Genomic DNA, 24,378 nt, shown 5'->3' with positions numbered 1-24,378 from the left:
CGTTCTGGTTGTCATAGTGCTACTTTCCCTCGTACTCGTCGCCATCATCGGTTGGCGGTTCAACAATCATCCTGGGTTCCGCCTGTGGAAGTCTTTCGGTCTTCTGTCTGGTCGGAGCAAGAGCCTCGATCCTGGTGCGGGCAAAAACGATTCTGTCGACTCTGTCGAAGTCACCTTCAAGCAGTGCGCGCTCCCATTGAACTCGGAGAACGTTCAACGTTGCGCCCTTCATGCTGTCACATTCTCAGTGTCCGGATCGGTCTGGGTGACGTGAAACACAACGGCGGAGACGGGAAAACTCTGTTCTTCCGTGGTGCCGTCGGACTTCACCGTGTCCTTGTGCGCGTAGATCGCAACGTGAATGCCATGCTCGCCTTTCCTGACGTGCCGGTGGAGGGCCTTCCACGCATTGAACGTGAAGACATCGATACGCGGGTGGGCGTCGATTCCTTTGGCTGCATATGCTGCGATAATCAGCAAGTCATTCGTACAGGTCCTCCCCTCCCGTGCCCGTCCAAGAGCAGCTGTCTGCATGGCTGCGCGTTCTGCGTGGTTGACTCTCTTCCGGCGTTCCCTGATACGATTCCTAGTCGCTTCCATAGTTCTCTCCCTTGCCGGTGGATCCCCGGCTTCCGTGATGCTTCTGGGTTCAGTGGCGCAAATGGGTGAGGCACTACACCAATCCCGCCTTCGCGAAACTGAAATAGTTCTGGCGGCTTTTGCCCACGATGATGTGGTCAAGGACGCGGACACCGACGTACTTCAGTGCCTGGACAATCTTGTTGGTGGTGTCGAGGTCCTCCTTGCTGGGATCGCACTCTCCGCTTGGATGGTTGTGCACTAAAATGACGCGACTTGCGTGGTGGATGCAGGCTTCCCGGACGATGTCCGCAGGATCGACGACCGATGCGCTGACGCTCCCTCGGCTGACTTCAATAGGTGCTCCGATGACCTTGTTCCGGATATCAAGCAAGACGGCGAAAAAGTGTTCGTTGCTCTCGTCGTGCAATGCGCCCAGGTTGTGGAGGACATAGTCGATCGCATCTTCCGCGCTGGTGACCCGGATGACCGTCTTCGGATGGTCATGCTCGAGAACCAGGGCGCGGGCGAGGTCCGCTGCGGCCATGATACGTGCTGTCTGCATTGTTGTAAGCACCTCTTCGAAGGTATCTGGCGCTGTTCTCAGTGCCCGTAGCAGTTCGGCCAAGCTGGGACGTTCGACATGTTGGTCGCGTGCCGCCTTCGCGAACAAACGAGCAGCTGCTTCTGGCCCGAGGATCACGGCAAGCGCGGCCTTGGTGTTGGGGTCCTGAGTGACTGGGCTGCCGGTCGTGCGTTCACGAACATAGGTGACAAGGTCCGCAGTCTTCATGGTTCCCGGTCGGAGTGAGGTGATGGATGAATGCACATCAGTGTCAACAAAGAGCGCTTCAAGCATAGTGACCTCCTTTCAAGGTGTTTGTCGACGAAGTGGAATGGTGACAGTGGAGCAATGAACGTAGAAGGCGCCGTGCAGTAGCCCGGATCGGGATGTGTTGCCTGGGCCTGACATGCAAAAAGGGGGACGCCGTACGTACGGCGTCCCCCCGAATAAAGCCTTCTCAGACAGCCTGAAGGACGATGCCCTCCAGGCTCCGTGCTAATGCGCGTAAACGGTTAGTGAACCTCTGCGGTCACGGACCCGGAAATTTCTGCCGGCGGTGAGGGCAAGTTCGATGTCCAGAGCGTCGGCAGGGTTCTCTCTCTTCAGCTGGTCAAGAGAGACGACTTCCCGGAACTTCGCCCCACATGCATCGCGAAGAACAAGTGTGTAGGATGTCATTGGATCTCCAGTGGCAGACAAGGAAGTCGCGCAGACTACGCGCGTTCGAGATCAAAGTCGGCGAGGAGATCAGCGTCATCCTCGCAGGCAGGCACAAGATCTGCACCCTTGGTCTGGGCTTCGAGGACAATGCTCTCGAACGTGTCGCCGAACTGGTGCATCCCCTGAAGTTCAGGACGCTCTGCATTGGCAATCCAGACGAACGTGTCGGGCACGACGGACCACTTGAATTGGCGGGTGCCGTCAGCGTTCAGCAGGTAGTTGCCTCTTTCGTCACGGAGCACGTCGCAATGCGCGACTGCATGTTTCACTTGGGCATTGGACTCATGCGCGGTGTCGGTTCTCAGCCACGGACTCACGGACAGGTTCTTGTACTGCCTGTTGAAGGTATACGGACGGGATTTCTCGTCTCTGACCACATCGCCCGTGTTGGCGTCGTACACGTACAAGAGAACGCGCAGATGATTGTCGGCGAGTTTCTTGGCAGTACCGCAATTATCCAGGACGCAACTGACGCGGCCGTTGATAGGGCTCGTCACAATCTTGCCGTCACTGGAACGCATGGTTCTTTTCAGCAAACTCTGTAGGGAAACGGTTTGAGACATCGTACACCTCCAGGGGTTCATTCGTCAGCACTGCTGGGCCTGAGCGAATGTGAGTCAGCGGTTGCCAACTCAAGATTGGTTCACACCAGTCTTCAATCGACAAAGGAGAAGAAAGACAACAACCAAAGAAAGCCTCCGCTGCCGTAGTAGTTGCTTTGGCGGAGGCGCAGTTGCCCTGTCTCGAAGAACACAAACCATGGGAAAGGCGGGTGCGTTTTGTGCGGCCGCCGTACTTGCACCTAACTGCTCGAGTCCACCGCTGTTGGCGGGCGAGGAAGAGGACGCTATCCACGGATCAGAGTGATGAGAGAAGACACCATACTGTGAACTTGTGAACAGCACATCGCAGATGCGATATTGCTTTTGACACTTTGGGCCGGGGGAGAGGCTCGCAGAAGTGCTGTTCAAGAGATGGTAGGTGGCATGGGAGTGCATATTGACATGTCTATTGAGGATTGGATGCTACGATCGACAGAAAAGGGGGTAGTGTACCTTCGTTAATAGTGAGTGTTCATCAGATGGGAGGGTGGTTTCCTTATTACTCGGCAGAGAACAATCTCTCTTGGAAACTCCCTCTTCCTTGATAATTGACGGCATCCCACGACATGGAGAAAACTTGTCCCGTGTGGAGGGTGCATCACTACACGCACGAGACAGGTTTTGTCAGATTTACGAAAAGTCTGGAGACTTCTCTTGATGAAAGAGGACTACTCGCCCGTCGATTCCCTCGTACGAACCACGAACGAAGGTTGTGGCGGGCGAGTAGTAGAACGATTTACAGGAGGCAGGAGGGAATCATCTGCTCACTGGTAACATGAGCACGGAACCAGGCGATGTCCTCAGGGCTAACATTCAGGTCGCCCTCTGCGTTCAAGCCAGCATCTACCCTGTGGGCGATGTCAGCGCAGCGGTCCTGTTCCTGCTCGTGGGCAAGGTACTCCGCGTACGTTGTGTAGTCAAATGCTCCTGCGCCGTTACCAAAGTCGCCGATGTTGCTGCCTTCCGTACCAACAACAGGGAGAGTGACGCGAGCTGTAGTAGACATATTAAGCCTCCAGTTAGTAGGATAAACACACTGATGACAGCAAGCCTCTGCCGCCTTGTAGTTGAAGGCGGAGGCGTAGTTGCTTACGTACGCACGGTTACTTCATGCGAGCTCCCTTCCGAGCGAGCAGGTCATCGCCCGTAGTGTACTCAAGAGCGGGCGAGGACAGTAAGTACTACAGGTCAGGGAAGACACAACCAAAGTCGTTATCTGCGTCCTTTGCATACGCGAGTCCACCGCTCTTGGGCTGAAAGGTCAACTGAGCGTCGAGTTCAGGAAGGATGAACATGTACCTGCCGTCGACCTTGCGGGTGCCCTTGGCGCGGGCGAGTAATCTGTTGAGGCCGGAGAGAGACTGGTTAGCCTGCGTATGGACAAACGAGATGCGCTTAGCGTCGGACATGAGGTACTCAACACCAGCGTCAGCTATGATTCTATACATGGGAAACCTCCAGGGATTGGAATCCGTCGTATGGAAACCATACGAGGGTATAAGAACAAAGGAACCAGGAACGTCGCCCCGCCCTTGTAGTTGCTTTGGGGGCGACGGCACTTGCACTTGTACGTGCCTTAGCCCCCATATACAGTCCGAAGAATATAAAGACAACAGGAAGGGTACCCTCACTAGCAATGTCAAAGAATCCGGAATATCACCTCATCCAGTACTGAACTCGTTAAACCAACGTGCTCTCTGTGGTAAGACTACTCATCATAGGCATTTCGCCGTGCGGTTGACGGCATTTAGAGATGACTTCTCTTAAGTCAAGGCGGGGACTCTCCTGCTCCTCGCACGGAAAGCACGGCGACACATCGCACTCTGGTGTGTCGCATCAACGTACTTCTACTCCTGATACCGACACTCGTGCAGCGAGAGGCAGATGGTATCTGCGGGAATGTCTCGACGTACGAAGCAGGAAGGTGTTCTGGGTCTCTTTCGCTTCTGGGACTATCGCGTGACCTCAATAGAGGCCGTCTGCTGCGATTTGGACTCCACACAGGTATGTTGACTCATGTGGCGTCAGAACAGACCCTTTTTTCCGTGGAACAAGATCAGAGAAGTGGCCAACACTAGCCAGTGAAGCGGTTGGACGGTGCCTCGGATTCCTCTGGGAGGACCGAATTGGGTCAGATCCCGCCTCGAGAACGATGTTTGACCGTGTAAGCCGTCACGTGGAGGTCCTATAGCGCCTGGAACTGCCGGCGCCACAGCGGAAGAACGCTTGGAAAGCACTGCGTTCCTCTCTGCTTTCTTTGTTCCACTGAAAGCATCCTGACCGTTTGGCCCTGCCAACGCGCCCGGCTAGTACTGGAGGCTCCACTGTGGTATAGTCTTCTGGGAGACCTTTCTGCACATGAGAGCGCGTCTCTCGGAGGTTAGGACGCTGGAAACAACAACTTCATTGCTAATTGTGGACTGAGTGCTTCTCACGGCAGCATCTTTGCCGAGTCGTGGCCGACTCAGCGACAAATTGCCACTAGGAGATTGCCATGAAACTGTACCCGACACTAATCGATTTGCTCAAGACCGACCCGCGCTTTGTGGATGATGACGGCGAACTCGTCCTTGCCGCCGTGCAGGACTCCGCCTGGAAGATGGACCATGACCTAATGCGGCTGTTGCTGGCGAACGCTGACCTGGAAGCCACGTTCTTTGATGACATTGACGGGCACCGGGTTTTCAACCTCAATACCTTCATTGACTACATCTCCCAGAAGGACTTCCTGGACAACTCGTACACGCGTTTTAAGAACCGCATTGGTTTGACAGTTGGCGGCAGATTCCTGAGCGAGCGCGGCGAGGTTGCGCTAGTGTGGCCCTACAAAGACACGGTCTTGGAGGGTGGACAGACGAAGGAGGAAGAGACGCGCAAAGAGATCTTCTTCAACGAAGTGCTGGCCCAGGACGAAATCAACCGCCTGCTCGCTCCCAAAGTACTGACCAACTTTGCGCGCCACGCCGCGAACGGCACAGAACCCGTGACTGACTTCAAGCGCGATAAAGGTGGCGTGATTCGCGACAACTTGATAATCAAGGGGAACAACCTGCTGGCTGTGCACACGCTGACACAGCAGTTTCGTGGACAGGTCAAGTTGATCTATGCGGACCCGCCCTATAACACCCCAGGAGACAGCAACACCTTTGGGTATAACAACAACTTCAACCACTCGACATGGCTTACATTCATGAAGAACCGTCTAGAAGTCGCGAAGGATTTGCTGAGGGAGGATGGAGTTCTGGTTGCTACGATAGATGACAATGAATACGCCCACCTGAAATTGCTGTGTGATGAAGTATTCGATAGAGAGAACTACTTGGGGACCATCGTCATTCAAAGCAATCCGCGAGGACGAACAACAAATACGCACTTCGCCACATGTCACGAATATGCGCTGTTCTATGCGAAAGATATCGACAGCGTCTCGGTGAATTACATAAAGCTGACAAAGGAACAAGAACTGGAGTTTGACAAGAAGGATGAGTCGGGCGACTATCGCCTATTGCCGTTTAGAAGAAGCGGAGGCACCTCGACTCCCGAAGAAAGACCGAACTCTTACTATCCTGTTTACTACAACGAGAAGAAGCAAGCCTTCTCGTTGGAGAAGAATGAAGGATCTGTCGAGATTCTGCCTATCGACAAGCTTGGAAAAAGGCGAGTCTGGAGACAGACCAGACCCTCGTTCTTGAAAGCAGTGGAAAGGGGGGACATGGTGTGCAGGAAATCCACTGGCAAGTGGGTTGTGTATATGAAAGACAGGGTAAAAGAGGGCAGAAAACCCAAAACGATTTGGACTGACTCAAAATACGATGCGTCAGCAAATGGCACAATGCTGCTAAAGGGGATGTTCAACGGCGAGAAGGTCTTCAGTTACCCTAAATCGCTCTATGCCGTGAAAGATACGATCGACATTCTCACTGAACGCGGGGGGAATGATACTGTTCTGGATTTCTTTGCTGGATCAGGAACGACCGCTCACGCAGTAGTAGAATTGAACAGAGAAGACGGGGGCAACAGGCAGTTCATTCTGTGCGAGCAAATGGACTATGTAAGTGATGTCACCGTTAATAGAGTAGGAAAGGCGGCTGTAGGACAAGACTGCGACTTCATCTACTGTGAATTGATGAAGTACAACGAGGCTTTCATGGAACGTATTCAGACCGCCAAGACCAGCAAAGAACTGCTGGAAATCTGGCAAGATATGGCGGAAGGTTCATTCTTGAACTGGTATGTCAATTCGGCAATGCCTGAAGATGCCCTCAGGGATTTTGAGGCAATTGGCAAAGAGCCGAAAGGACTTGAGAAGCAGAAGCACCTGCTGGCAGAACTTCTCGACAAGAACCAGCTCTACGTCAACCTCTCGGAGATTGACGACGCACAATTCAAGGTGAGCAAGGAAGACAAAGCACTGAACAAGGCATTCTATGGAAACGCATACGACGCCTAAGCAATTTCTCTATGAACAACTCGACTCCGTCTCAAGTATGGGCTTTCTCAAGAAGGAAGTCCCTGATTGCGTCGGGCAGAACCTGAACCCAAAATACGAACTACGCCCATATCAAGTAGAAGCCTTTGCACGCTTTTTTTACTCCTACAAGAACGACTTCCCTAACAAGAAATATCCCCTCCACTTGCTGTTCAACATGGCTACGGGGAGCGGCAAGACGCTCATCATGGCAGGGCTGATTTTGTACCTCTATGAGCAGGGCTACCGCGATTTCCTGTTTTTCGTCAACTCCACCAACATCATCGAAAAGACCAAAGATAACTTCCTCAACCCTGCCTCAATCAAGTACCTGTTCAATCGGGAAATCCATGTCGACAATCGCCGCGTGAGCGTTTCGCCCGTCGGAAACTTCGAAGGTGTCAATCCTGGGGATATCAACATTTGCTTCACGACGATCCAGAAGCTCCACTCCGATCTGACCACTGAGAGAGAGAATGCCATTACTTACGAGGACTTCCGCAAACACAAAGTCGTGTTGATTGCGGACGAAGCGCATCACATTAACGTCAAGACCAAATCCGAGATGGAGATGTTCGAGAGTTGGGAAAACACCGTCGAGGACATATTCACTCAAAATGAAGATAATCTGCTGCTGGAATTCACTGCTACACATGATTACGAAACGCGCGCGATGGTGGACAAATATCGCAACAAGGTCATCATCCGTTACGACCTGCGCCAGTTCCGCAACGAGCGCTACTCGAAAGACGTTGTTATTATTCACTCTGATCTACAGCAGGACGGGCGCATTCTGCAGGCCTTGATCCTCAGCCAGTACAAACAGGAGGTAGCGGCCAAATACCGCATCAACCTCAAACCCGTCATTCTGTTCAAGGCCCAGCATACCGTTGAACAATCGCGCCAGAACAAAGCCAACTTTCACCGAATCATCGAGAACCTTTCAGCCAAGGACATCACCGCCCTGCGCCGTGCGTCGGACATCCCACTGATTCGCCGCGCGTTTGCTTTCTTCGACGCTCAAGATATTACGGCTGCACAACTTGCCAAACGACTGAAGCGGGAGTTTCAGCCTGATTACTGCCTGTCAGTCAACAATGACATTGAAACACAGAGAGACCAAATTCGGCTCAACACCCTCGAAGACAAGACCAACCGCACCCGTGCCATCTTCGCCGTGCAGAAACTGAACGAAGGCTGGGATGTCCTGAACTTGTTCGATATCGTCCGGTGCTACGAAGTGCGCGATTCAGGACATAACAGGATCGGCGCAACAACGATGTCCGAGGCACAACTCATCGGGCGTGGGGCACGCTACTTTCCGTTCGCCCTCCCCGGGAACGATGATCTCTTCCGCCGCAAATTCGACCGCGATTTGAACCATGAACTGCGCGTGCTAGAAGAATTGGACTATCACAGTATCAATGACTCGCGCTACGTTGCTGAAATCCAGTCCGCACTTGTTGACCAGGGCATGATGGATCAACAAGAGGTCACTCGTGAGCTCAGACTCAAAGAGCTATTCAAGAGAACCGATTTCTACCAACATGGCGTCGTTTGGTTCAACCTCCGCCGCCCTAGTGACTTCCACGACGTACAATCGCTTTCTGACCTGGGCGTGAAGCGCCGCAACTACGTCCACCATATTGCCACGGGCCATGGAGGCTCAACCGTTGCGCTGGACAACGACAGAAACGGAACAGTGTCCAGTGAAGAAGCGCGCCGCGATATTCGAGTCAAGGAAATCGAGTGCAACATTGTGCAATCCGCTCTAGCGCGCAACCCATTCTTTACTTTCGTTTCTCTCAAGCGTCTTTTCCCGAATCTCGCTTCGATGCAGGATTTTGTGGCGTCTGAGGACTACCTCGGCGGACTACAGATCACCTTCAGCGGAAACCTCGATGGGCTCGAGGAGAATCGCATCGAGAAATTGTCGGCCGTGCAAGGTCTGCTAATGCAACTCGAAGCCAAAATCCGCCAACAGGTCACGGATTACCAAGGAACGGAGGAGTTTCACCCCGCAGGGGTCAAAGAAGTCTTCAAGAACAAGACTCTTAAGTTCACTCCTAGCAATCTACGTGCTGCTGAAGACCAAGACTTTGATCACTTCGTGTCTTCCAAAGACTGGTTCGCCTTCAACACCATTTTCGGAACAAGCGAAGAGAAGAGCCTCGTGCACGTTCTCGATGGAGAAATGCAGAAACTGGGAACACGATACGATGAAATCTACCTTGTGCGTAACGAAGGGCACTTCTCCATCTACAACTTCTCTGATGGGCAAGCTTTCCAACCCGACTTCGTTCTCTTCCTGCGCAAGAAAGATGGTGATTTGCTGGGGTACCAACTGTTCATCGAACCCAAAGGAGCACATCTCATCGAACACGACAGCTGGAAGGAGACCTTCCTGGAGGAGATCGCCAAGAGGTTCAAAGGCGAAAGACTCATCTTGGGAGACAAGTACTATCGTCTGATTGGCCTCCCATTCTACAACAGTCAGGATGAGAACCGATTCAAGGCAAGCCTTGAGTCCGCTTTGGACCAGACAGAACCAGCAGGGTGACGCTCTGCGCAAGATATCGGAGTGGCTAAGGCTGGTTCGAGCATCGCATGCGACTTTGATCGAGCTTACGCAGAAGCAGAGCCACGAATACTGCTTGCACTGTGACGAGAAGGCCCTTTGGCTGCACTTCGCTGTCCATGACTGCAAGCGACACTGTCCTGGTGGTATCTCTCTCCGTCAAGCATGGGAGGGATCTGCTCTGAATCTCTGCCAGCTTTAGCGACCCCGCGTGACCTCAACAGAGCCCTTCTGCTGCAATCTAGGATGCATAACCGTACATAGCACCGTATGATATCAGAATAGAGGCCCATTTGGGGGAAGTGAGTTCCGGGTATGGGCCTATGATGGCTCACAGAGCGGTTGGAGAACCCCACCCGATTACTCGCGGGTGTTCCGCGACTAGTCGAAGGTTACTCGGGCCACAACCCATTTGGCTTTGCGCCCCCGTGGGCCAGCAGCTGTCAGGGTGACCACGTAGCTACCGGGTTTGAAGAGCGAGGGGTGTTTTTTTCGTAAGACTGAGCCCTCAAGACTGAGTGGTCGGAATGAGTGAGGACTCAGATTAACAATTCGGACTGGGTCACATTCCGTGAATGACCAGCCTTCAGCGATTTCGTGCCGCGTCTCGCTATCATAGGGCTGCTCGGTAGCCACGGCGTCTCCTCTACTTGCCTCGATAGTGACCGCGAAACTGCGCAGTCCGCGCGGAACATCGGATGGGTTGAACAAATCGACCTCCAGTGCATATCCTAGCATATCCGCCTGTTCTATGGTCTTCGCATCTCCGCCGGGCTGGGACATGTGCAGACTCCATTTCGTCGTGTGGCATGACGTCTTCCCTGCGAATCGCAGTAGTGACGTCGCAATCAGGGTAAGCAGGACTCCCAAGAGCGCTCCCAGGATGCCCTGATACTCCCTCAACAATGCTGCAAGTGAATCTAGCTTCATGTCCTGGGCCTCCTCCTATCGGTTGTCTCAGCTGCAATCGGCCAGCACGCTCGTGTGTCCATCACGCCGAAGTCGTTTTTCCTCGGCCTCTCCAATTCTCGCGCCGGTGCGCTCCTGTTTGTGACGCTGACGTGGGCAGACATCCTATCGGTCCCTTGTGCTCAGCCCCTGCCCACACGCGTGATTCCGCCAATAACATGAGCCACACCAGCAACGCCTGTTATCCACAGTCCACGTTGGCTAGGATTCAACTTCGTAGAGCTCGTCGAGCGAGTCGCCTTTCACGTCGGCATCAGTGCCACCCACTATTCAATCCCTGAGGTATTCAGGTTCCCAAGTGTGATGGTGACCGGTATCTTCCTTTTCTTCCTGTCATTGTGAGCGACTAGTGTGGACACGTAGTGAATGTGCAAACCATAGACACACATAGTCTGGGCCTTGACCGTGATGTCTCCGAGCTTCAGGACATCGATGTCTTTCCAATGCGACTTAGCTTCCGCCGTGCCTTCTTTCTGGAAGAACGCGGAGCTCTCCTTGTCCATCAGGGATGGGTCGTACTCGCCAAATTCCGGAAGATTCTTCAGATCCTGCAGTCCAACACACGGTATATTCTCAATACCTCTGATAGACTTGACGAACCAACCGAACGTGTACTGGTCAATCAGGAACCTGTTGAGATGGTCCTTCCCGAGCATCCTCGCATTGGTTATGATGCTCGGTCCGTAAAAATTGGTCCCAAAGGAGAACACACCGCCATAGGTCACGGCATATCGCAGACTGATTTCCTCCCCCAGGACAGTCCGCAGGCCCGGGTACCACCAGAATGAGTTGAAGAGCCTGAGCATGATCTCGAAGTTGATTGCAAAGATCAAAGCATGTATTGGGGTGTCAAAGAGCAGGTAACCGCCGTCCCCGGTATCGATGAAGTGTTCGTTATAGTCGCTGGCAGTGTATTTCTGAAACAGATACTGCGATTCTTTGCAGCACTTTGCCCATGTCGTCTGGTACAGCATTCGTAGCACAAACGGCACTAGTGACTGCCGGAGGGAGTCGGCTTGTTGACTGTACCTGTACACATCGATGCCAAGTACGGCCACTGGGGTCTGATCGTTAGGCTTAACCACGGCTTCCAGAGCCGTCTTCAGCTCATTGTACTCGAGCTCGCTGTCGGGGGGGCCGATGGAGATTTCTTTGTCATGGGCCTTCAGAATCTTCCTGATGTCCTCGTATGTGACGTGAACCATCTTAGTCAAGTCTCTCCCCCTCCAATGTACATCGATGTATGGAACGCTAGGATGAGTGCGAAACTCCATCAGGGGGCGGAGACCCCCGGTCCCAGTAATCTAGCAGTTCCTGAATGCTCTTGGCTCTATCCTCGGACCCCTTGACAGTGCCGAGTTTTCGGCGAAGGCGGTCTGCGACGGCAGAGACAGATCTTGCGCTGTCGGCAGGCATGATGGAGTACTCCCGCCTCAGGAAGTCTTTCGCCTCTTTCCCAGTGCTTTGCGGTCCCCAAAGCGGCCATCCTTTGCCCAGCAGAGTCTCCGCGAGTCCCGCTGACTGCTCCGGAGTCAGGAATGCCCCAATTCCCCCACCGGATTCGATGAACCGTTTGCCGGAAGGATAGACCTGGATACGGTCTAGGACATCACCAACAATGAGCAGTTGGTCTTCGGTCGAAGCATATTGCAGAGTGGGCATGCGAAGAAGGTGAAGCTCTATGTTGGTTACCTCCGACGATGACCTCTTCACGAGCAGCGAGGCAATAGCGTGAAGCGCGGCCCTCTTCTGGTCCGTACTGGCAGAATCGAAAGCCAGACAATAGGCTTGCGTTACCCACTTGCACAGACTCTTGGCATCCGCGACATTGACGTCATCCGGTGTCTTGTTGAAGAAGTCAAGGTCGTCTTGGTCCTGGACCGGTCCAGGAGCGTTCAGTAGAAGACTCAGAGAATCCAGATAGGCCTTGGGCGCCAAGTCCACCAGCAGACGGCTGATCTCAGACGGGCGCGTCTTACGTACAATGTCCAACAGAACAGTCCGTGCGCCTTCATCGCACTGGACCTTATTGATTACGTCTTCTGCCGAGTATGGAAAGCGTCTCCTGGACTCCCTTCCCAATTCCAGTATCAGTCGATCGACAAAGGCTCGGGCCGCCATCGCAATGTTCCTGTCGGCTTTCTCTCTCAGGCGAAGCTCTCGTCCAGGATGGATGAGATTACGAAAATCCTTGACGGCTGAGGACATCAAGTAGACCGTTCTGAGAGCATAATCACTGTCGGACCTGAGTGCGTCTCTGCCTGCCTGAGTCAAATCCGTGAGACTCCAAGCGACTGCTTGAGGTTGCGATGCTGTGAGCACATCGATACCAACAGCCGCATTGATAAGGCCTGGCAACATCTCGCGCGCGAGATCCTCTTGCGTTGCTGAGCAGTGACCAAGAATGTCTATGTAATCAAGTAGGGCTGCCTCCGCAATGCTGCCAGCAAGCACACAAGCCGATTTCCACAGCTCCCCTTGAAGGGCCTTCTCGAGTTCCGCGTAGTCGCTCTGCAGGCTTGTCCTCAGGTCTGCAGAACCAACGAAACCAAAATCGCCGATTCCGTCCGGAAGGCCCTCCTTGCTGTCAGTATTCCCAGTCATGGCCGCTGTTCTGTGGTTTTCGCCTCGTACGTCTGCACCGCAGCCTCAAGTTGTCCGGCAGTACGCGGTCGCGTACGTAGCTGGACCGCCCCTGCCCCAAACCTGTGAATCTCGTCCTTGAAGTCCATCAAGACCCTCCTTCAAGCATTGTCACGCCTTCAACAACCATGGTACGATGCCCTCGTGCTTTGTCAAGCAAACTAGGTGGCTATTGTGCGAGCCTTTGCATCCGTTTCGGAGCGAGCTTCGACAATCGGGAGTGTGTGGCGGCAATTCTCTGCAGTGGTACTCCTGAGACCGCCAATTCTCTTCCTCTCTTTTTGGATGAGTGGGGGAAGTCGGTGCCGCTTGTTGTCCCGTCAGCTGGAGACCAGAGAGTCATCTCTTTGGCAACGGGCGAGGGTGTGATAGACGACGGGAACAACCCGAAGACGACCCCGCCCCTCACCGGTTGCGTAATGCTTCGGCTTCTTCACGCTTCTCCTATGCCCATCGGTGCCGCCTGCGCCCAATGGTCCTCGGGCGTTGAAACCAATTGGAATTGAAGGTAAAATATGAGGAGGAGGAGGGCCTCGCGCACAGATCCAGTGTGTCGGAGCGCTTGGAAAGCACGGGAACTGCAGTTGGCAGAACACGTTTGAGGGAGGGGACGGCACTTCTCGAACCATCCCTACGGACTGTCCGTGAGTCGGAGGCATACATTGCCGGATACTGAGAAGGCAGATTGGATTCAGTACGTACGGAATCTGAACGACCGACGTCTGAACAGACGCACTTCTTCCGGATTTCAGGCATGGACGGTTCTGGCGTTCACGGCGCTCTGCTTCTCTCGCGTGCTTCAGCTCGTCCCACGTTTGGTGGTAGACCTGCAATTTCGCTCCGACCTTCTCGTAGTGACATCGTTGGAACTGTACGCGGGCGTGATCGTGCTTTTTTCGCTGTTGACAGGGCCAGTCTCCGCTGCCTACCGTGCTCTCCACGAATCGAAACACATCCACTCAGTCGCCCCACTCAGCGCTGCGCAGGACCACGTTCGTGGGTGGGGACTGTCCATGGTGCTTCTCATTTGCGTGTGTCTCTGGTTTGTCACGGGCATGAATACTGAGCCCCAATGGACCCCTTCTGTTTTCTACTGGGCGTTCTGGGCCGCCCTCTACTACTGTGTCACATGGACCATTCGCTCATACCGGCGTGCCACTCTGGGAGAGCAGAGCATCAACCTGTGGGGCTTCCTTGAGGGGGGGTTATGGAAATGGCTATGCTGTGTGATCATGGTGGCAACTACGATAGCCTGGGTGCTCGCCTACCGATCGAGCAATGTGCTTGCTCTTGAGACAGGTGGCGTCAATCTCCTGACTGCGGGATTTGCATTCATCGGGGTCCTCCTGGGTCTTGTCATCCTGACTCTGGTTCTCGCGGATTCCCTACGCGATTCGTGGCTCGAGGAGTTCGAGACAGCTGTCCTGCTGGAAGACATGTCGGCAAAGACGATCAGAGATGGCCTTGTCCGCGGTTACCTGGGCCAAGACCTGACGGCCGCTCTCGAGCACATGAGCCGTTCTGCAAACGATGCATCCGCTCATTGCCTCAGTGCAGTAGAAGCAGCAACGAAGGGCTATGTCTACACTGCGATGCTCGACCCGGCGAGTGCCGACTTTTCAAGTCAGTTGGACAGTAACTTCAAGTTCATGGGTCTCCTAACGGGGATCCTGACAACCGCTGTGCGGCCAGCTCAAGATGAAGTCGGCAAGATCTGCGGCACTATGCAGGACTTTCTTGACACGGCGGGAGACGTCTCTGCCAGGGCAGTGCTGCCAGGGTTTAAGGTCGTTCTGCACACGACGACGGAAGCCAGTCGGCAGCTTGGTGATCTTCTACAGACCACCTTGAACGGTATGTTTTCCGATTTTCTGGCAACTGCAGCCAAGGCGCATCGAGAAGACGAGGCGCGGCAGGTCGTGGAGCAGCTGCGCGGGAAGTGACCGGAAGTGACATGTCCCAACTGGGGCATTCCAGGAAAGCTTGGCACTTCGTCAACCTCCAGACCCACGGTCTCCCGCGCATCGAGGGAAAGTCACACTGTGGATCTCATCGCCTGCGACACCGTAGCGATCACATCCGGTGACGACTTCTTCGATGCGGGCGAGGATCCCAAGGACTCTTTTTCCAGAAGCATAGATTGAATACTGTTGTGAGATGACTATAGTAATAGAGTATTGGTTCTACAGACTTGGGTAGTGAACATCGGGAGGATATCCCCCTGATCGTGGGTGCTGCTATCTCTCCCTCAGCTCTGGTGCTGCTGTGCTTGAGGACCCATGGTCCCTGTCGTTCGTGGGTCGTTCAACAATCTTGCTAAGTCTTGATAGTTCTGCCAACAACAGGTTCCAGTTGGAATCGCCCGGGTCCACCATATGTTTTATGGCACGAGGGTGACGCGCTAACCTTCTTGGAATGGGAGCGGCTCGGGTACGTTGCCGTGGAGGAACCGCATCTGCCAGAACTCATCCCCCTGATCCGTGCGGTCACGAGTGATATAGGTATTTCCGCCTGCACGGCCGCAACCCCAACTGGTTCGGCGCCAGCAGGGAGCAGCGCTATGACTACCTCTACTTGCCACGGGAGCTGGAACAAATGCGGCTGGCGATCGACCAGATGGTCCAACACGCGCGCCTCATGTTTGTCATGGCCAACAACTGCTACCGCGGCTGGTGAAGAACGCGAAGAACCCAAGGACGATGCTGCTGTTTCCTGCATCTTGCGAGGCGTCGTCGGCCGGGAAAAGCATCTGTGTGACGCACGTTCCCATCGCCGCATTCTTCCGTTTTGTGAACGCCACAGAATGTATCAGTACCCTCGACATACTGATGAAGGATTCATGCCACAATGCATTCTGAACGACGAGCGCCCTGACAGAACTATTCGACGAGGCGCCTGCGTCCGGCGAAAGGTGGACAAGGACTCCGAAGACTCAGCGTTTAAGGCTTCGCAGAGGCTGTCGGTACGGCAGCAATCCTTTCATGACATCGGGATGAACCTTCGTCAGCCTCTTCAACTTCTTAGTGATAAGTTGCTCAAGCTCCCGATCCTTTCTACCAATCAACTTCAGCAGCCAGAGGTACCTCGCTCTTTCGGCAGGCAAGAAAGCGCGAACGCCGCTCAGGAGTTTTGAGCACTGTTCTACAGCTCCTCGGAGTTCACCTGGTGTCATCAGGCGCTGCTCTGCCCAGAGAAACAAGATTGATCGCGAGAGCGCCCTATCGTCGTTCCGAGAAATGCACTGTGCGAATAGATCCGCCAGTTGCGTCTTCAGGAAATTGCTGCTGAAAGACGCCTCTACAAGACTCAACATAAGAAAATCGGAGTATATCGAAGGAAAGACTGCATCGCGTTTCCTGCACACTTCGAGGAATGACGTGTAGATTGGCTCTGCCACATCAATTGCACCGTCGATACCACGACGCTTCACGCTTGACGTCGATTTCCACCCCGCCTGCAGCAGGCGCCCAATCAGCAGCCTTAGCACCAGGTCGGAGAGCGTCACGTGTTCATGCTGCAGCAGCTTGCTCATTAGGTCGTCATTCAACTCCATTTTCAGCCCTACGTAGAAGAACGCGACTTCCTCCCAGAATCCTTCGTAGTAGATCTGGACAATGCGGTCGTGGAGATGTTCGATTTCTTCGCGGTGTCCATAGATGTAGGACGCAGTGAAGTAATCTAGAAAGGATCGATGCTTGAACTCGACCTCGTCCTTCAAATCTAGGATGCCGGCTCTCTCCAAGTCTGTCAAGAAATCCTGGAGTTTCTCTCTGTTGATGTCCAAATCAACGACATACGTGTCCAAGAAGGAGTCAAAATCCTCACGCGGTATCGCCAGACGGTCTTTCTCGAAGAACTCGCCGTAGGCGAGATGTGCAAGAAAGTCCTCCTTCATGTGGTACTCAAAGAGCACCTGGATCCCTTTGTCTGGATCGAATTTGCCAAGCGCAATGTCAAGGAAATCGGTGTAGAGTTCAGTAATAGATGCAGGTATTTCCTTCTCTTGTTCGACAAGCCTGATGAGGAGCAGAAGCGACAGGGGGAAAAGTGGTATTTGCAGTTGAATGCGCTGTAGCCCTTCGGTAAGTGCCTCCAACATGATGCTAGAGGACGCCAGGTGCTTGAACAGCTCGATGGCCTGCCCTGTTCCGAACGGCAGAATCTCATACCGTGCATAGTTGCCGTTACTGACTGCCTGAACATCGCTTACTCTTCTGCTTGCCACGACGACCGAGCACTTCTGTGAATCGGCGAGCTCTGTAGCCCTCTGGAGAGCCGTCAGCCTGTCTTTTCTCGGTATTTCATCGAGTCCGTCGACAAGGAGACAGTCAATACGTGCTCCCTCGGGCACTACTCTTGGATCCTTGAGCCGAAGTGTAAGCAACTCCTCCGCACTTCGAATCGACAACAGCTCGCGTGCCGTCAGAAACACGGGGATTCTGAGCTCAGGGGCATTGCGCTGGCCCGCACGCAACTGCGTCGATGCCACCCGAAGCTTGTCCAGCGCCATCTTCGCCAGTGCTGCCGACTTCCCGCTTCCAGGATCCCCAAGGATTAGCACGTGCCCTTTTTGGGTGATTATGTCTGGCAGCTTCTGAAATGGAAAACGTCGAAGCTCCGCAAGCGCGGCAAGGTGGTCCAGATTCAGGTCAATAGGAATGTCACAGGACATGAAAGTCGGGTCAACATAGTAGTCCGTCAGGTTTCTACCCTTTTGGCTCATCCACGGAGTACGCTGAAGTCTCTCGATTTCGGACTGAATGTAGTTTTGCGCCCGCCCATCAAAAAAAACCTGCGGGTAGAAATCTGTGAAATTGTCTACGAGCCACGTTAGGTCAAACACTTGTATGGGAACGTGGAGTTGACCTTTGAGGCGTTTCCGGGCAGAAACACTTATCGTGCCTGCGATCACGACATAGACGTCGGTCACCCTCAACTCGGCAAACGTAGCCTTCAACTCCGCGCCAAGCTCGGCAGCTTGACGCATCTGACTCTCAATTTCCGCAAGCTCCCGAGGTGTTCCTGTCTTGAAAGCTCGCTCAACAGAGGACAGAATATCCTCGACGTGACCAACAGTCTTCCCTTTGATGTCTCCGCGCTTGACGACGATGCCGACGACCTGGGCAGCGAACTTGTCCCGCTTCACAATGACGAGATCCTTTCCGTACTCCGCGACTCCGTGCGTGACCTCGACTGTGTAGTCTGGCTGCATTTTTTCAAACAGAGATTTCAGATGCCCATGGAGCTCGGTTTCCGGGATTTCGCAGAGAATCTTCTCTCGTTCTGACCGGACAAGGCTACGCGCTTGGCCTGCAAGGTCTATCGTCTGGTCCACTGTATCCTCCTCCGGGTTTTGCCTCTCATAAGATGGAACTTCGGTGAGCGTCCTTAGCGCTCTCCGCTCTGTAGTGTCAACAAGCCTGCATTATGAATCGAGTATAGTCATCAGGCACAGATAGGCAATGTCAGTCAATGCCAACAAGCAGCAAGTTGCGATCCGGACGCAAACGGAGGGCATTGCAGCTCGAAAAACGACTGCGATTGCCAAAGACCATCCTTGGCGGGTTCATCTCCATCCAGTCAGAATGACTGATTCTGCGCCGATTGTTCGCCCTTTTTCCCCGACTAGAATTCGAATGCGGCGCCGAGCTGGCGGGTGGAAGCTTACGCCGCCTTGATTCGCTATGAACAACGTCGTTTTGCCGTGGCAGAGTCCGTGACCCGGTAACCGAGGATTCTGGGCATCCGATGGCCAACGACGACATTAAGTGTGCGACCCAGAAAAGTCGTCGGCAAAAACGAAACAATAAGAGGCCTCGCGAATACGTGGACGTTTTCAGGGGATGAACAGGCGACTGCAACGCCAAGGATTGGACCAAGACATTCCAAACCAGACCGAGAGTGTTGACCGACTCGTCAAGCTCGCGAATTCCGACGGTCGTCCCGGAGTCTCTGCGCGGGCGAGTATTCCAGGAACTCTTCTTCGAGAAGCATAGATTGAATACTGGAGTGAGATGACTATAGTAATAGAGCATTGGTTCTAGGCGCTGCTATTGCTCGTCTCTGGGATGATCAGACAGAGCAATGATCTCGATTCCTCGTTTTGAGAAAGGAGAGCAACTACATGGATGACTATTCTGTTGAAGGTAGCGCTCGCTGTCCTCACTGCGGAATCTCCGTTCAATTTACAAAGGGGGGCACAGAAGATCTCCAGGTGGGACCGTATTGGACTGACTATTCACTTCGCTGGGTTGACTGTCCGCACTGTCATGGTATTGTTATTACCCTCATTCACCATCCGAAAGGAGAGTCTTCGCGAGAGACGCTCATATACCCTCTGAACTCGAAGAGAGCTCCTGTTTCTCCGGAAGTTCCACCCGCGATCAAGGCAGACTACGACGAGGCAGCCCTAATCCTTCCACTGAGTTCAAAGGGCAGTGCAGCCATTTCGCGAAGATGTCTGGAAACGGTACTTGTCAGCGCAGGACGGGCGACACCCGAGAAGAAGCTGTCTCAGCAGATTGATGAGGTGGGGTCTCAACTACCAGGATACTTGGTCAAGATGTTGGATCAGGTTCGGACCATCGGAAACTTCGCTGCTCATCCCGACAAGGACGCAACGACCGCGGCAATCATAGACGTGGAGCCCGGCGAAGCCGAGTGGAACCTGGATGTGTTAGACGAGCTCTTCGACTTCTACTATGTGAAGCCAGCAGCCATCATGCGCACGACGGACCAGCTGAACGAGAAACTGAAGGCTGCGGGGAAGCGAACGATCTAGCGGTACTGAGATCTCCCCTGCGAGCAACAGAGGACTGTAGCTTGACACTTAGCCCACGACCGATACGCGGTGCGGACACTGTTGAGCCCCCACTCTGCAATTCCGATGACGCCGCGGTTTGGACAAGGCTGGTCGGACGACAACCGTGAGAAGCCGAGCTCAAAGGACTACCCAAACGTCTCGTGTTTCATGTCAAAAGCAAGAACATAGGCCATCCGCTTGCCGTCCGAGGTGCTAAATCCAAATAGGACCTTGAACTTCGTGTCTCCGTAGTCAATACGATAGATCTGGAAAGGAACCGAGAATAGCCCTATCCATTTCTTTCCTTCCTTGGTGTCAGGTCTAATGGGCTCTATTCCTCCCTTTCCAATTCCCGCGTCAAGGTGTAGTTGCCGGGGATCGCAGTTGTCAACGAAAGCAGACATCAGCTGTTTCACTTTGTTAACTGCGGAAACGTTGCAATACAGCTTCTCACAGGGAAAATGGGCGTAATTGTACATCGAGAAGCACGGGAGATATCCTACTCTAGACTTATTTGAACAACTACTCTTCACCAGCCGCCTTCAATGCATCCAAGGGAATTGTGGCATTGGTCTCTGCTTTGTAGAATTTCCTCCACGGTCCTCCCTGTTTGTGCGAAAGGCTGACTAGGTAACTGGCAGAATACTTGCCGTACTTGTCCCACACTCTCTTCTTGAGAAATGCCTTGATGGGTTCCGGCAGATTGCGAGATGCAGACGTGGGGGAACCATCAAACACGGTTATAGGAAATGCCCCGCACTTCTTGTACTCCGAGTAGACTGCTCGAACAACGGGGCCAAGCTTCCAAGCCTCGATATCGTCGTGAAACAGCGGTGTGTCAAATTGTGACAAATGTTTACCTTGAGCGAAGTACAGCAGTTTCTGCAGCTTCAGATTAGTGAGATCGTTCTCATCCGATTCCGCTGCAAGTTCTATGAAGTAGCCAGCCACACTTAAGGCAGTCAGATTGCTCATAATCTTTCGCCTCCCCTGTTCTTACACAAACCGAAAATACTGTGACTAGTATGGAATCATTATCCGAAAAGTCGAGGGGCGCGTTGCATCATCTCAATTCATCCCGAACTCCCTTGGCCACATCATTAAGAAACCAACGTGAACGGAGAAAGGTTGCGGCGACCGACCCCTTGGCAAGAAGCCCTGGCTGAGAGGCATCTCATTCTAGCCCCGTAGCGAGCATGAAAGATGCCGAGACACATACCAGTAGGGTCAAATTGCGGAAATAGGCCACTTCTTTTGACCGCCTTGTGAATGTCCAAGGGGGAAAGGCCCCCTATTCCTTGGAGTGAGACACCATATTTGAACGTGCGAGACAGAAGCAATTCATATGAGGGGTGGACCTCGGTACCCTTCCTCGCGTGCGATTAAGCATAGAGAAAGGCACATCACGGAATAAGAAGCCCAAAGTTGTTCTTCAGGGAAGGCTAGAGAGCTATGCCATACAGATGTTGGCGTGCACGCCCACGGTTGGGCTGAGCGGCTCGCTGATATCTGTGCTGTAGTCCGTTCTAAAGGATTAGCGTGGCGAACACGACCACGTCCAGAAAGCACCCCACTAGGAAAAACCCAACCTGAACCATCTGAAGAACTCGAGGACTCTTTCTTTGCAGTTCCTGCCCCCCTGCCCGTGCCTCCTCAGATGTCTGGGCGACAGGGATAGTGCTATTGGAGTACTTCTTTGCAATGTCGTTGTAGAAATCGGTCCAGTTCATGAAGAAACGTTCCTCCGACAGAAAAAACAAAGACCCCAAAATCATAGATGCCAGGTGCAGGATCCAAGAGCAGAGGACTTCCACGTGAACCCACACAGCGAAACCGTCCAGCCTGCCGGATTGCGTGAAGAACGTGCCTGTGACCGCCAACAGTACAGATGCGGCCAGGAGGAGTTGCCGCGATGATTCCCAACAGCATTCGTTCGCATCATGCCGATGTGACTCAGTCAGAGACTCGTACTTGTGCTGTTGGGCTACGCCTTCGGCAGTGTCGTCAAAGTCTTCACCGAGTTGCTGGTCCCCCCGACAGTTACTTGCCATGCTTGTCGGATGTTGAACTCTGAACCGGCTTGACAGGCGGTTTTCGGTCCGGATTGACTTGGTTGGAGATCCCCCTGCCCTGACTACTGCCTGGCTTCGTTGGCTGGGCATTTACTGAATGCCTGGTTGTCTTTCCCTTATCTTTGTTCACCTGCTTCACCCCCTATTCGGCGCTTGGCAACGGAGCTAAGCTAACCCCGTCCTCTTTCCTATTCTAACTGACAGCACAGAATTACAATACTGGGTCCAAGCAAGGCAAATTACCGCCCGGGCTCAGACTATGATGTCTTGTTCCACTCCTGAATAGCATCCTGCTCGCCTACGACAAGTATGGGCTTATTGGTTTCAACTCCTCAGGGGGAACTTGCTGAAGAAGAAGTGGCACTCTGATGAGATTCAGGAGTTCATAGAGTTTCAATCGATCATAGAAACCTGCTAAACCCGTACTGACTCCAGTTTGCCGGTGCCGTCTAGCCTGATTCAGCTAGTTGACATAATTCAAGAGTTCTGCCATTTTGCCCCTTCTCTCCCACCGATTAGCAAAAACATCACCACCGCATCATACTAATAAACAAGGGTATGATCTGCGCTGCGACCCCGTACGGAAACGGCGCGTTGTTGATGGTGAAGGAGGAACTCATGAGAAGAACACATTCGCTGACCGTCTTGGTAGGTATGGTGCTTCTGGTCCTATTGCTGACGGGCTGTGGAACAAGCAAAAAGCAGTTGGAGCAGCAAGTGACGAGTTCGTTCCAAGAGAAGATGAACACAGACCCTGCGTACAACGGTTACGGACTGACGGTGCACTCGGTAACGCTCGTGTCGTCTGGTGGGAACAACTACGATGGCATTGCCAACCTGTTATATAAGTCACGAGCATACGACGTTCCAATTACTGTGACCAGCGATGGTAAAACTTTGATATGGCAGACAAAACCGGGCGCCTTCTTGTTTCTACTCCAATGAGACTCACAGCAAGACATCGGAGCAACTAGCTCCGAGGCATGCACAATGGACAGTCGTGGCTGCAGTACTACAGTGAAAGCGGTTCATGGTCTCTGATAACGGCGGGAACGGCGAAACACTGGTAATGGAGACTGAGACGATGACGAGCCATCTCCGTCACAGCATCTGCTGAAGTTCACTTGCCAGTCAAGGATGGGGGGTATGTAGATGCATGACCGAAGAGTTCTCACAGCAATCATACTAATACTCTCGCTTTTGCTTGTTCTACCGGGCTGTTCTCCGGAGCCGATACCACAAGATCAACTCGATTTTTTCCGTGCGCTAAGCGACGCGCAGTACTGGACGACGACCGCTGTGAACATTGTCATCTCAGACGCGAACAACAAGGAAATGATTCTCCTTGACAAGGTGCAGCCCGGCAAAGAGGCCTACCTCTCTTTTCAGGATTTCTCCGTCACGAAGGGTACGACAGAACGACCGGTGACCGCTCACGTCGCAGTCACAATGTCTGACGGAAGCTCGCCATTGGTCACGACTACTATTGGCGCTACAAGTGCCAACATGGCAACGCTCCAAGGGGCTCTCACGAAGATGGAGTCGAACGAGCACAGGACCCAGAGGCTTGAGGCAGCTCGGCTCAAGGAAGAGGCAGCCCGACGCAAAGAACAGACAGCCCTGCTCCAGCAAGCAGTGAAGGACGCGAAAGCCCTGCAACAGAAAGGTCGATTCCGCGACGCCATGGCACGACTTGAGTCCGTGCGTACCAGCCAAGTATGGTCCAGCCAACAAGAAACGCTCTATGGGCAGCTGATCAAGAGCGAAGTGACTCGCATCGTGCGGCTGTGCCGAGTGGAGAATGACGAGTTTCGCAACCTGACATTCGTGTATTCCAGCAGGGACGATGGATCGAAGGCGTTTCGCTTCTACCCTTACCTGGGGAAGGACTCGTCGAGCAGTTGGTGGTTCCTGAGTCTCACGCTCTATCGCGAAGACTGGCTCTTCGCCAAGCAAGTGATGGTCAAGATAGGAGACACCACTTACTCCACCGTGGTCAAGGAGTCCTTCAGCGATGATGTCAAGACGGACGTTCTCTACGGCGGCGTATACGAGTGCGTTACCTTCCGGCAATCAGACGCAGGAAGCGAAGCGCTATTCCAGGCGATTGCCAACTATTCTGGTACGGCGCCACTCAAGGTACGCGTTAACGGTGGTCAGTATTACGCCGAGTATAGTCTCAACTCCAGCGACGTTCAAGCATGGCGAGATTTGCTGTTTTTGTATGGGCACCTCAACGAGTACACCTTCTCAAACTGACTCCTATCGCAGCCGCGGTGGACATGAGGACAAGGGTTCAACGCACATTTTGGATGAGTCGATGCGATTGTTGACCTGGACGGGAACTTGGCACACACTATGACGTTGCTGTTCCTAATGA

At 53.4% G+C, this 24,378-nt stretch carries 22 protein-coding genes; 7 read left to right on the top strand and 15 right to left on the bottom strand.

The window, feature by feature from the left end:
- Positions 1 to 19: 19 nt before the first annotated feature.
- From SMC1_RS00505 to SMC1_RS00475, 7 genes are all read right to left on the bottom strand, one after another.
- Entirely contained in the window at positions 20 to 232 is a 213-nt protein-coding gene (locus SMC1_RS00505) for a hypothetical protein (protein WP_119084861.1), read from the bottom strand.
- Complete coding sequence (locus tag SMC1_RS00500; RefSeq protein WP_119084860.1) at positions 229 to 600, bottom strand: ArdC family protein; 372 nt, start codon at positions 598 to 600, stop codon at positions 229 to 231. Before SMC1_RS00500 ends, SMC1_RS00505 begins: the two co-directional genes overlap by 4 nt.
- 73 nt (positions 601 to 673) lie before the next feature.
- A complete protein-coding gene (locus SMC1_RS00495; protein ID WP_119084859.1) occupies positions 674 to 1,438 on the bottom strand; it encodes a JAB domain-containing protein in 765 nt (254 codons plus the stop codon).
- Between the two features lie 201 nt (positions 1,439 to 1,639).
- Complete coding sequence (locus SMC1_RS00490) at positions 1,640 to 1,822, bottom strand: hypothetical protein (protein ID WP_119084858.1); 183 nt, start codon at positions 1,820 to 1,822, stop codon at positions 1,640 to 1,642.
- A 35-nt stretch (positions 1,823 to 1,857) separates the two neighbouring features.
- Entirely contained in the window at positions 1,858 to 2,427 is a 570-nt protein-coding gene (locus SMC1_RS00485) for a hypothetical protein (protein WP_119084857.1), read from the bottom strand.
- Positions 2,428 to 3,202: 775 nt separating this feature from the next.
- Complete coding sequence (locus SMC1_RS00480) at positions 3,203 to 3,472, bottom strand: hypothetical protein (protein ID WP_119084856.1); 270 nt, start codon at positions 3,470 to 3,472, stop codon at positions 3,203 to 3,205.
- 175 nt (positions 3,473 to 3,647) lie between these two features.
- Positions 3,648 to 3,914, bottom strand: a complete 267-nt coding sequence (locus SMC1_RS00475; RefSeq protein WP_119084855.1) for a hypothetical protein — start codon at positions 3,912 to 3,914, stop codon at positions 3,648 to 3,650.
- 1,046 nt (positions 3,915 to 4,960) lie between these two features.
- Between SMC1_RS00475 and SMC1_RS00470 the strand changes: the two genes are divergently transcribed.
- Positions 4,961 to 6,916, top strand: a complete 1,956-nt coding sequence (locus SMC1_RS00470) for a DNA methyltransferase (protein ID WP_119084854.1) — start codon at positions 4,961 to 4,963, stop codon at positions 6,914 to 6,916.
- Positions 6,894 to 9,494, top strand: a complete 2,601-nt coding sequence (locus tag SMC1_RS00465; protein WP_119084853.1) for a DEAD/DEAH box helicase family protein — start codon at positions 6,894 to 6,896, stop codon at positions 9,492 to 9,494. The genes SMC1_RS00470 and SMC1_RS00465 overlap by 23 nt, the downstream gene beginning before the upstream one ends.
- 399 nt (positions 9,495 to 9,893) lie before the next feature.
- On the opposite strand, the gene SMC1_RS00460 is transcribed toward SMC1_RS00465, so the two are convergent.
- The 4 genes from SMC1_RS00460 to SMC1_RS11070 all read right to left on the bottom strand — a co-directional run bounded on the left by SMC1_RS00460 (position 9,894) and on the right by SMC1_RS11070 (position 13,213).
- Positions 9,894 to 10,442, bottom strand: a complete 549-nt coding sequence (locus SMC1_RS00460; RefSeq protein WP_119084852.1) for a hypothetical protein — start codon at positions 10,440 to 10,442, stop codon at positions 9,894 to 9,896.
- Between the two features lie 305 nt (positions 10,443 to 10,747).
- Complete coding sequence (locus tag SMC1_RS00455) at positions 10,748 to 11,755, bottom strand: hypothetical protein (RefSeq protein ID WP_126855124.1); 1,008 nt, start codon at positions 11,753 to 11,755, stop codon at positions 10,748 to 10,750.
- On the bottom strand, positions 11,733 to 13,085 hold the full coding sequence (locus SMC1_RS00450; RefSeq protein WP_119084850.1) for a hypothetical protein: 1,353 nt from the start codon (positions 13,083 to 13,085) through the stop codon (positions 11,733 to 11,735). The genes SMC1_RS00455 and SMC1_RS00450 overlap by 23 nt, the downstream gene beginning before the upstream one ends.
- A complete protein-coding gene (locus SMC1_RS11070) occupies positions 13,082 to 13,213 on the bottom strand; it encodes a hypothetical protein (protein ID WP_279386552.1) in 132 nt (43 codons plus the stop codon). The genes SMC1_RS00450 and SMC1_RS11070 overlap by 4 nt, the downstream gene beginning before the upstream one ends.
- A gap of 573 nt (positions 13,214 to 13,786) precedes the next feature.
- Here SMC1_RS11070 and SMC1_RS00445 point away from each other — a divergent pair.
- A complete protein-coding gene (locus SMC1_RS00445; RefSeq protein WP_119084849.1) occupies positions 13,787 to 15,067 on the top strand; it encodes a hypothetical protein in 1,281 nt (426 codons plus the stop codon).
- Positions 15,068 to 15,635: 568 nt separating this feature from the next.
- Positions 15,636 to 15,800, top strand: a complete 165-nt coding sequence (locus tag SMC1_RS11160; RefSeq protein ID WP_119084848.1) for a DUF72 domain-containing protein — start codon at positions 15,636 to 15,638, stop codon at positions 15,798 to 15,800.
- 256 nt (positions 15,801 to 16,056) lie between these two features.
- On the opposite strand, the gene SMC1_RS00435 is transcribed toward SMC1_RS11160, so the two are convergent.
- Positions 16,057 to 18,459 (bottom strand): NACHT domain-containing protein, encoded by a 2,403-nt coding sequence (locus SMC1_RS00435; protein ID WP_119084847.1) that lies wholly within the window; start codon positions 18,457 to 18,459, stop codon positions 16,057 to 16,059.
- A 789-nt stretch (positions 18,460 to 19,248) separates the two neighbouring features.
- Between SMC1_RS00435 and SMC1_RS00430 the strand changes: the two genes are divergently transcribed.
- Positions 19,249 to 19,905, top strand: coding sequence for a DUF4145 domain-containing protein (locus SMC1_RS00430; protein ID WP_119084846.1), 657 nt, complete (start codon positions 19,249 to 19,251; stop codon positions 19,903 to 19,905).
- A gap of 167 nt (positions 19,906 to 20,072) precedes the next feature.
- Here the strand turns inward: SMC1_RS00430 and SMC1_RS00425 are convergent, their stop codons facing one another.
- From SMC1_RS00425 to SMC1_RS10285, 3 genes are all read right to left on the bottom strand, one after another.
- Positions 20,073 to 20,342 carry a hypothetical protein gene (locus SMC1_RS00425; protein WP_126855123.1) on the bottom strand — a complete coding sequence of 90 codons (270 nt, stop codon included), beginning with the start codon at positions 20,340 to 20,342 and terminating at the stop codon, positions 20,073 to 20,075.
- A 106-nt stretch (positions 20,343 to 20,448) separates the two neighbouring features.
- The gene (locus tag SMC1_RS00420) at positions 20,449 to 20,901 is read right to left on the bottom strand and encodes a Panacea domain-containing protein (protein WP_119084844.1); all 453 of its coding nucleotides are present in this window, start codon (positions 20,899 to 20,901) and stop codon (positions 20,449 to 20,451) included.
- Between the two features lie 551 nt (positions 20,902 to 21,452).
- Positions 21,453 to 21,656, bottom strand: a complete 204-nt coding sequence (locus SMC1_RS10285) for a hypothetical protein (protein WP_126855122.1) — start codon at positions 21,654 to 21,656, stop codon at positions 21,453 to 21,455.
- 960 nt (positions 21,657 to 22,616) lie between these two features.
- On the opposite strand from SMC1_RS10285, the gene SMC1_RS00410 reads away from it, so the two are divergent.
- A complete protein-coding gene (locus SMC1_RS00410; protein WP_119084842.1) occupies positions 22,617 to 22,943 on the top strand; it encodes a hypothetical protein in 327 nt (108 codons plus the stop codon).
- A gap of 354 nt (positions 22,944 to 23,297) precedes the next feature.
- Positions 23,298 to 24,257 carry a hypothetical protein gene (locus tag SMC1_RS00405; protein ID WP_126855121.1) on the top strand — a complete coding sequence of 320 codons (960 nt, stop codon included), beginning with the start codon at positions 23,298 to 23,300 and terminating at the stop codon, positions 24,255 to 24,257.
- The last annotated feature ends 121 nt before the right edge of the window (positions 24,258 to 24,378 follow it).

The organism is Candidatus Cryosericum septentrionale, assembly GCF_003570995.1.
In the GTDB taxonomy this organism is placed as follows: domain Bacteria; phylum Caldisericota; class Caldisericia; order Cryosericales; family Cryosericaceae; genus Cryosericum; species Cryosericum septentrionale.
Note: the sequence above shows the minus strand (reverse complement) of the source record. Positions and strands in the feature narration are given on the sequence as shown.